The organism is Thermomicrobiales bacterium (assembly GCA_023954495.1).
Lineage (GTDB): Bacteria > Chloroflexota > Chloroflexia > Thermomicrobiales > CFX8 > JAMLIA01.
In genome coordinates this window covers 1-8795 of the sequence record JAMLIA010000111.1, presented here as the reverse complement: position 1 = coordinate 8795, position 8795 = coordinate 1, and the positions used below count along the sequence as shown (strand labels likewise).

Below are 8795 nucleotides of genomic sequence, written 5' to 3'. Positions count from 1 at the left end.
TCTCAGCCGGCTGCCGTTCACCGTCCGCGGCGATCTGCGCGACACTTACCCATTCGGCATGCTGGCTGTGCCGCGCCAGCAGCTCGCACGGGTGCAGGCGTCGTCAGGCACACGCGGCCAGCTGACGATCTCGGCCTACACCAGCCGCGACATTGAGACCTGGGCCGAGGTGTGCGCTCGCTCGCTGGCTCTGGCCGGCGCGCGACCCGGCGACATCGTGCAGAACGCCTACGGCTACGGCCTGTTCACTGGCGGTCTGGGGCTGCATTATGGCGCTGAACGCCTGGGCGCGACGGTCGTGCCGATCTCAGGCGGCAACACGCTGCGACAGGTCAAGTTGCTGCGCGACCTCGGAGCGGATGTCCTGTGCTGCACGCCGTCGTACGCGCTGATCGTCGCCGAGGCGCTCGAACGCGAGGGCGTGACGCCCGACGAGCTGCCGCTGCGTATCGGCGTGTTCGGCGCGGAGCCATGGTCGGAGGCGATCCGGCTCGACCTGGAGGGGCGTCTCGGCATCCACGCCATCGACATCTACGGGCTTAGCGAGGTCATCGGCCCGGGCATTGGCTGTGAGTGCGCCGAAGCGCGCGACGGCTTCCACATCATGGAAGACCACTTCCTGCCCGAGGTCATCGATCCCGCGACTGGCGACGCGATGGCCGATGGCGAGTATGGCGAGCTGGTGCTGACGACGCTGACCAAGGAAGCAATGCCGATGCTGCGCTTTCGCACTGGCGACATCACCGCCATCGTCGACGAGCCGTGCAGTTGCGGACGGACGCACCGCCGGATCGCGCGCCTGCGGGGCCGCGTCGACGACATGATCGTGCTGCACGGCGTCAACGTGTACCCGTCAGAAGTTGAGGCGACGCTGCTCGATTTCGACGAGATCGCGCCGTTCTACCAGATCGTCCTCGACCGCGAGTCGGGCCGCGAGACGATCCAGGTCATCGCCGAGATCACTCCGCAGTACGCCCAAACCGTCACCGACGCAGACCTGCGCATCCTGGGCAGTCAGGTCGAGCGTATGCTCAAGAGCCGCTTCGATCTCAACATGCGCGTCCGCCTCGTCGGCCCTGGCGAAGTCGGACGGATCGACAGCGGGAAGGCAGTTCGGGTGGTTGATCGGCGCGAGGCGTAGGCACGCACAGGCACGCTCCAGTTCGTGGCATTCGCCGTGCAGCAGCGGTGACCAGGACGAGAGGAGCGTGCCCGATGATGACCGTGATCTCTGAATCGACCGTGAAGCCCGGTCACGAAGCTGCCTGGGACAACGCCTATCGCGAACGCGCGGCCGACGCGCGCCAGCAGGATGGCTGGGTTGATCTGCATCTACTGATTCCCGAGGACGAGCCGACGCGCCGGGTCATTGTCGGCACCTGGCGCGACAAAGCGGCCTGGGAGCGCTGGCACGAGACGGACGAGTTCCGCCGAGGTCGGTCGGTACTCAACGCGGCGTCCGAGTCAAGCGGGCCGGACCGCTGGTACACCGTGGCGGAGCAAAGCGCGTCCTGATCCTGATGTCTGTCGCAACACGGGCGTCGGTAACCGACTGAAATTCGTGGCGCATGTAGGGGCGTATTGCATACGCACCGGTCAGAATGTCACGACGTTTGTGCGTGCCGTTCGGCCGGGCTGGCGATAATCACGGGCGTATGCAATACGCCCCTACATAGCCGCATCCTCCGCGTTGCATTCCCGCCCTACGGATAGTGGCATCTGATGCGGTGCGCTGCTCTTGTAGGGGCGTATCGCATACGCCCGTTTGGCCCCCGACACGTTGCTCCGGCACCCGAAATGAGTCCGCCAGGCAGCGCCGACCTGCTGCTGTTTACGCTCGGCCGAGCTGCCCCGAGCGCGTTAGTGCGCCGATCAGCGTCAGGATCAGCCGGGTCGCCACGAGCGCGGTATGGCCGTTGACATCCAGCTCCGGCGCGTACTCGACGATGTCCAGTCCGGCAATGCGTCCCTGCGCCACCAGCCCGGCCAGCAGTTCGGCCAGCTCGTCGTAACTCAGCCCGCCCGGTGCTGGCCCGGAGAGGCCCGGGGCGACCGATGGATCCAGCCCGTCCAGGTCAATCGTAATCAGGTACGGGTGCTCAGTCGGGATTCGGCTCAGCAGTGCGGCAACGCCGTCGCGGCGCACTTCGCCGGCCGTCACCAGCAGATTGCCATTGTCGCGGGCGTCCTGCACCTCGGCTGGCCGGGCACTGCCCACTCCGCGCAGCCCGATCTGGACGATCGAATCAATCCACGGCATCTCGGACGCACGGCGGATCGGGCTTGAGAAGCCCTCGCGGACGCCGTCCAGCTCGTCGCGGAAATCGAGGTGCGCGTCAACCTGGATCAGCGTGACCGGCCCGTGTCCTTCGAAGCCGCGGAAGAAAGGGATCGGAACCGAGTCGTCGCCGCCGAGCATGATCGGCACTGCGCCACGCGCAACGATCTCGCTCGTCGCCGCCGTCGCGCGTGCCGAGTTGCCGGGGATGTCGAGCGGGTCGGCCAACGCGTCGCCGCAGTCGACGATCCGGACGTCGTGTCCACCCAGCAGCGGCCCGTCATGATCGAAGTCGTAGTGCTCGATGAACATCCCGTAGCCGAACTTCAACGACTGCGCCCGCAGCGCTGCCGGGGCGGCTGAGCAGGGGCCAGCGACGCCCACCATGCCATACGGGACGCCGTAGGGAATGCCGAGAACGGCGATGTCCGCTTCGAGAGCTGCCAGGTCCGTGACCAGCTCCGCATTCAGGAATGTCGCGCCGCCAGCCGGAGCTGCCGTTCGTGATTTGTCCATATGCTCATCTCACTCCGCATTTGCGTATCGTTCGCCGTCGCGCGTCAGACGACCATCTTCCACGAGCTTGTCCAGATTCGCCTGCAGCGTGCTGCGTGCTGCGAACGAGAGATGATCGAGGATGCCGGGATAGATGATCGGTAGCAGCGCGTCCATCGTCGCTGCGCCTGTGGCAACGGCTTCGTAAACCTCATTCTCGCGTGTCTGGCGATGCTCGATGTACTCCTCGATCTTCGCCCGTGTTGCTGGAATGACCGGTCCGTGGCCAGGGCAGGTGAGCGAGAACGGTTGCGCATCATCGACTGCCAGCAAGCGACGGAGGCTGTCGATGTACTGTCGCATGCTGCCATTTGGCGGGAAGATGCCGACGCTGCCGAAGCCGGAGATCATGTCGCCGGCGATCAGCACGCGGCTGCGCGGCTCGACGAGGCAGACGTGGCCGGGCGAGTGTCCGGGCGTGAAGATCGTCTCGACCGAGAAGCCGTCGCCGTCGATGGTCTGACCATCCTCGATCCAGTGATCGACGACGAGGTCGCTGCGGAAGCGCTCGATCTGCTCGCGTTCGAGTGGGTGCGCCCAGACCGGCGCACCGGTCGCTGCCTTCAGCATCGTCGCGTTGCCGACATGATCGGGGTGGCAGTGTGTCAGGACGATGCGGTTGATCCGCGACAGCTCGATGTCACTGGCGGCGATGGCGTCGAGCAACGCTGCCTCGCTGCCGTGGTCGCCAGTATCGACGAGCATCAACGGGCCGCCGTCCGCGACATATCCCAGCAGAAACACATTCGTTGGCTGACCGGCCATCATGCCCTTGTTGGGCACGCCAAACATCAGGATGTCTGGCGCGTCGGCCGGGAACGGCTCGGCGGTGCTCTCGGTTACATCGTCGCGCTGGAAGACGTGGGCCGTGACCGGCTCGAAGTGCGGCGCAGCATCATCACGGACCTGCACCGGCAGGCCCTGCCAGCGCCCGCCCTGGTGAAAACGCGCGTAGCGTTCCTCGTCGCTCACCGGGCCTCCTTCGCTGCGGTCAGGTTGTTGACTAGCACCGGAGCGTCGAAGTAGCGGAAGACAGGCGCGGTGCCGTAGAGCGCGGTCGCCTTCGCCTTCCACTCGTCGGTGTAGAGCGATTCGGCGGCCTCGCGTGATTCCCAGAGATAGAAGCCGCCCAGCTCTGCGCCATCTTCGCCGTAGATGTAGGTCTTGGTGATGAGACCGGCGCGGCCTTCGTAGTTCGGCGCAGTGGTGTTGAAGCGCGCAATCGCGTCTTCGAGACTGAGCGTGCCGTCGTTCTTGAACAGCACAAGTGCGGCAATCATGAGTTTCCCCCTCCCATCGCCAGTCGATCGACTCGCAGGATACCAGCCAACGTGGTGCTGCGGGATCGCGTCACTTGACGACGAATGGCGACGCGATTTCCTCACCGCCAGTCGTCCCATCACTCCGAACAATTGGCAGACGCGGATAGTCCCCCTGCCAGGCGTAGATCGCGGTGAGCAGCTGATAGTCGCCGGATGGCAGGTCGGCCGGGATGACGAGCGGGTAGTGCAGCGTTACGCTATCGCCCACCTGCCAGGTGCTGGATGGTGGATCGTAGCCGCCCGGGATCAGGTCGTAGGCTGCGCGCCGCTCACCGGCGACGTCGAGCAACTGCACGGTCGAGGCGAAGTCCGCGCCGAGTGGCCGCAGGATCTTCCACGTCACGTCGATCATGATCGTCGCACCGGGCCGTGCTGACGCCGCGTCCCAGTCGATCTGGACGAGTCGTGCTGCTGGTTCGTCAACGACAGCAACGCGGGTGATTTCAATCTGCTGCGTTATGCGCGTTGCCGGGTGGTCGTCCAGCCACATCTCGACCTGATACTGCCCAACCTGATCGGGCGCGGCGACCGGCACGATCACGCTCGACTCGAGCGGATTGGCCGCCAGCGGGATCGCCGTCTCTGCCTGATCTCGCAGCACGACTCCGCCGCCCGCGTCGCGCCAGACCAGGTGCAGGTCCGGCGGCGGGATCGTCCGCAGCAGGGCGGGATTTGGATTCGGGTTGTCGATCAGTAACGTGGCCAGCAACGGCAGCCCGACGCCGAACGTCTCCGGCAGCGTGATCCGGATCTCGTCCAGCGTGAGCGGCTGGCGCTCAGCGGGGAGCACCTCGAAGACGGTCGCGCCCTCCGGCTCGCCGGCGAGCCGGAGCTCCGGCAGCGTCTGCGCCAGCACAAGCGCCTGCTGCCAGTCGTAGTCATCGCGATGATGGATGACGATCCAGCGAATGCCGAGGTCCTGCACGACGCCGATCTGACGCGAACCGACCGCCGACAGGTCGCCTTCGTTGTCGCTGAGCAACGCCAACAGCGCGTAGTGTGGCTCGGGGACGAAGCTGCTGTAACCGGCGACGACCGGGTGCCAGTGGTGCGTCGAGAGGTACATCGAGCGGATCGGCTGGAAGATACCGTTCTCCAGCGTCGTCCAGCGCGTAATCAGGCCATCGGCCGGCAGCTCCAGCACCGGTCCATCTGGATGGTCTTGCAGCCAGGCGACAAACGGCGGATCGGGCGGCACGCGGTAGGCATTCACACCACTGCGCAGCTCGACTGCCGTCAGCAGGCTGAGCGCGACGGTGAACGCCAGCCCGGCCGTGGCCGCGCGCTGGCCGAAGCGCGGCCCGAGACGACGCCAGGCGGCGCTGTAGCCGAAGGCCGCCAGCAGCGGGACACCGATAGCCGTCAGCAGACCGAAGCGAGCGACGCCGCGGATCGCGCGGATCGGCGGGAAGCCATCGTAGACCAGAGCCCACGGCATCGGCAGTCGATGTCCCGCGATCTCCAGCCAGAGGCCGAACGAGAAGATTGCACCGACGATCGTCAGCAGCAGCGCGTATTGCACTGGCCAGCGCCGCCAGGCGAGCACGGCCAACGCCGCACCGATGAGCGCGATCGCGCCCGGGAAGAACGCGTCAGATCGGGTGTCGAGGATCCCGCCCCAGATGTGGTTCGTCGGGAAGACCGACAGGTAGTTGCTGATTCCGGCGGCCAGCGTCTGGACATCATCGCGGTCGCGCTCGAAGCCGTACAGCTCGCCGACGCGCAGGTGCGGCAACAGGGTCGGGGCCAGCAGCAGGTAGGGGACGACGATTGCGAGCCCGGCAGCGATCCAGTCCTGCCGCACGAGCCGCTCGCGCTGGTGCCAGATCACGAACGGCAGGATCAATCCCAGCGCGGCCGTCGCCAGCACCGCCATGTGCAGCGAGGCGAGCAGCTGAATCGCCAGCGTCACGCCAAACAGCACGACATAACGCCTGCGCTTGGTGCGGACGAAGACGAGCAGCGCCCAGAGCGCCAGCGGCAGCCAGCAAAGAGTCGACAGGTTCAGGTGGCTGACGTGCCCGTAGCGTCCGGCGGCGAATCCGGCGGCGATGCCGGCGATGAATGCTGCGCCGGGCAGCGCCCCGAGCTCGCGACCCAGCAGGAAGACAGCGAAGCTCATCAACCAGAAAGTGCCGATGAAGAGGACGTTGTAGGCGAGGATGTCGTTGCCACTGACGAGATAGGACCGGCCAGGCCAGCGCGGTCGAGATCGCCTCTTCGGAGTAGGCGAGCGACAGCTTGAACGGATAGAAGGCCGTGCCATCGAGCAGGTGCAGCGGCTGATGCACCAGATTGTGCTGGATCGAGCGCATCACCCAGATCTGCATGAGCGGATCGCCCGGATCCTGCACCGCCGAACCGGCGTAACGAGGCAGCGGCCACAGCATCCAGCAGGTGATTACCAGATAGATGGCAGCCGCAACAAATGCCTGCTGCCTGAGGATTCGCCGGAGTGTCAGCATGGGTGCAAGTATGCCAGCCCTCGCGCAATCTCTCGCTTTCGTCGATACTGCCTGCTGGCCCGGCGATGCTGCCGAGGCGGCACCATCAGAGGAGTTATTGCAATGACCGACGACCAGCGTCCTGTTTCCATTGAAGATGCGATTACGCAGCGAGCACCCGGCGATATCGTCATGTCGCCGGATGGCAACCGCCTGATCTTCAGCCTGGGCTGGGTTGCGAAGAAGGGCGAGCATGCTGAGGCCGATCTCTGGATCGCCGCGACCGATGGCTCGGGACTGCGCCGCCTGACCAGCGGCGACTCGAACGACACGCAGCCGCGCTGGTCGCCGGACGGCTCGCTGGTCGCGTTCATCTCCGACCGCGAGAAGCGCGGTATCGGCGCGCTCCATGTCATCAGCCCGGACGGCGGCGAGGCCGTGCGCGTATCGGAGTGGGATGCCGCCATCTCGTCGCCAGTCTGGTCACCAGATGGCACCCGCATCGCAGTGCTGGCGGTCGATCCCGATTCCGAGGACGACAAGAAGCGCAAGGAGGACCGCGACGACACCTACGTCCATCAGGAGGACGAGAAGTTCGCCCGCCTCGCTGTCGTTGCCCTGCCGGACGATCCGCTGGGCGCGGCGACGGTTGAGCCAGTTGAGCCGCAGCGATTGCTGGAGGGCGACTGGCAGGTCTGGCAGCACGCCTGGTCCCCGGACGGCTCGCAGATCGCCGTCACCGTCGCCGAACACCTTGGCTTCGACGTGACGTTCAGCGGCATGACGCTCGGCCTCGTCCCGGCCAGCGGTGGCGAACTGACGCCGGTCGGTGGCGAAAATCCGCCATTCCGCGCACCCGGCTCGATCGCCTGGTCGCCTGATGGCTCACAACTCGCGGTGCTGGCCGCGTTCGACATGAAGCGCGACGCCGGCGAGGCGATCTTCATCGTCGACGCTGCCAATCCGGCCAGCGTGAGCGAGCTCCTGCGCGACGAGGATGCGTCGACGCTCGGCATCGCCTGGCCACTGTCAGATCATCTGGCGGCGCTGCGCCTGCAGAGCGTCAATGCCAGCGTCGTGTCGATCGCGACCGAGGGCGGCGACGTTGAGCCGCTCTTCCATACCGAGCAGGGTGGCGTCTGGTCGACGGGCGGGGCGTTCGGCAGCGGCACGCCGCTGGGTATGGGGTTCAGTGCTGACGGCGGACGCTTTGCCGCCACCTGGACCGATGCAACGCACCCCGAGGAAGTCTGGGCCGGCGTCGTTGGCGCGGCACCGCGCCAGATCACCAGCTTCAACGCAGCGCTGGGCGAGCGCTCACTGGGCAAGACCGAGGTGCTGCGCTGGAAGTCGGACGACGGTCTGGAAGTTGAGGGCCTGCTGATCTACCCGGTCGGTTACCAGGAGGGCACCGCCTACCCGACGATCCTCCACATCCACGGTGGACCGTCCTGGGCGTGGGACAACCATTTGTACGCCAACTGGCACGACTGGGGGCAGTACCTGGCCGGCAACGGTTACGCCGTTCTGATGCCCAACCCGCGCGGCAGTACTGGCCGTGGCTCGGACTACCAGATCGCGAACCACGGCGACTGGATGGGTGGGGACTATCGCGACTCGCAGGTCGGACTCGACCTGCTGATCGAGCGCGGCATCGCCGACCCGGAGCGCCTCGGCGTCGGCGGCTGGAGCTACGGCGGCCTGACGACCGCATGGACGGTCACGCAGACAAGCCGCTTCAAGGCTGCCATCGTCGGTGCCGGCGTCACCAACCGCGTCAGCATGCAGGGCACGACCGACATCATCGTCTGGGCCGGCTCCTGGATGACCGCCGAGTTTGCCGAAGATCCGGACGCCTACTGGCACGGCTCGGCGATGCGCTATATCGGCCAGGTCACCACGCCGACGCTGGTGCTGCACGGCGGCAACGACGACCGCGTGCCGGTCAGCCAGGGCTGGGAGATGTACAACGCGCTCAAGACGCTCGGCATCCCAACGAAGATGGTCGTCTACCCCCGCGAGCCGCACGGCATCGGCGAGTACCACCACCAGCGCGACCTGCTGGAGCGCGTGCTGGGCTGGTTTGACGAGTATGTGAAGTAGAGGGACGACGGGCCGCACCCCCCAGCCCCCCCACCCCCCCCGGGGGGCGGGGGGGGAAGAAAATAACACCGCGGCGGGGGCGCGGGGGCGCCG

The 8795-nt window shown here is 66.4% G+C and carries 7 protein-coding genes; 3 read left to right on the top strand and 4 right to left on the bottom strand.

Annotated elements, in window-relative coordinates; translation table 11 throughout:
* On the top strand, positions 1 to 1141 hold a 1141-nt coding region (locus M9890_14795; GenBank protein MCO5178221.1), incomplete at its 5' end, for a phenylacetate--CoA ligase.
* 77 nt (positions 1142 to 1218) lie between these two features.
* Positions 1219 to 1515: an antibiotic biosynthesis monooxygenase gene (locus tag M9890_14790; protein ID MCO5178220.1), complete on the top strand. Its 297-nt coding sequence runs from the start codon at positions 1219 to 1221 to the stop codon at positions 1513 to 1515.
* Positions 1516 to 1831: 316 nt separating this feature from the next.
* On the opposite strand, the gene M9890_14785 is transcribed toward M9890_14790, so the two are convergent.
* From M9890_14785 to M9890_14770, 4 genes are all read right to left on the bottom strand, one after another.
* The gene (locus M9890_14785) at positions 1832 to 2794 is read right to left on the bottom strand and encodes an agmatinase (protein ID MCO5178219.1); all 963 of its coding nucleotides are present in this window, start codon (positions 2792 to 2794) and stop codon (positions 1832 to 1834) included.
* 9 nt (positions 2795 to 2803) lie between these two features.
* Positions 2804 to 3805, bottom strand: coding sequence for an MBL fold metallo-hydrolase (locus M9890_14780; protein MCO5178218.1), 1002 nt, complete (start codon positions 3803 to 3805; stop codon positions 2804 to 2806).
* The gene (locus tag M9890_14775; protein MCO5178217.1) at positions 3802 to 4113 is read right to left on the bottom strand and encodes a hypothetical protein; all 312 of its coding nucleotides are present in this window, start codon (positions 4111 to 4113) and stop codon (positions 3802 to 3804) included. Before M9890_14775 ends, M9890_14780 begins: the two co-directional genes overlap by 4 nt.
* Before the next feature lie 70 nt (positions 4114 to 4183).
* The gene (locus M9890_14770; GenBank protein MCO5178216.1) at positions 4184 to 6277 is read right to left on the bottom strand and encodes a hypothetical protein; all 2094 of its coding nucleotides are present in this window, start codon (positions 6275 to 6277) and stop codon (positions 4184 to 4186) included.
* Between the two features lie 445 nt (positions 6278 to 6722).
* On the opposite strand from M9890_14770, the gene M9890_14765 reads away from it, so the two are divergent.
* Entirely contained in the window at positions 6723 to 8702 is a 1980-nt protein-coding gene (locus M9890_14765; GenBank protein MCO5178215.1) for a S9 family peptidase, read from the top strand.
* The last annotated feature ends 93 nt before the right edge of the window (positions 8703 to 8795 follow it).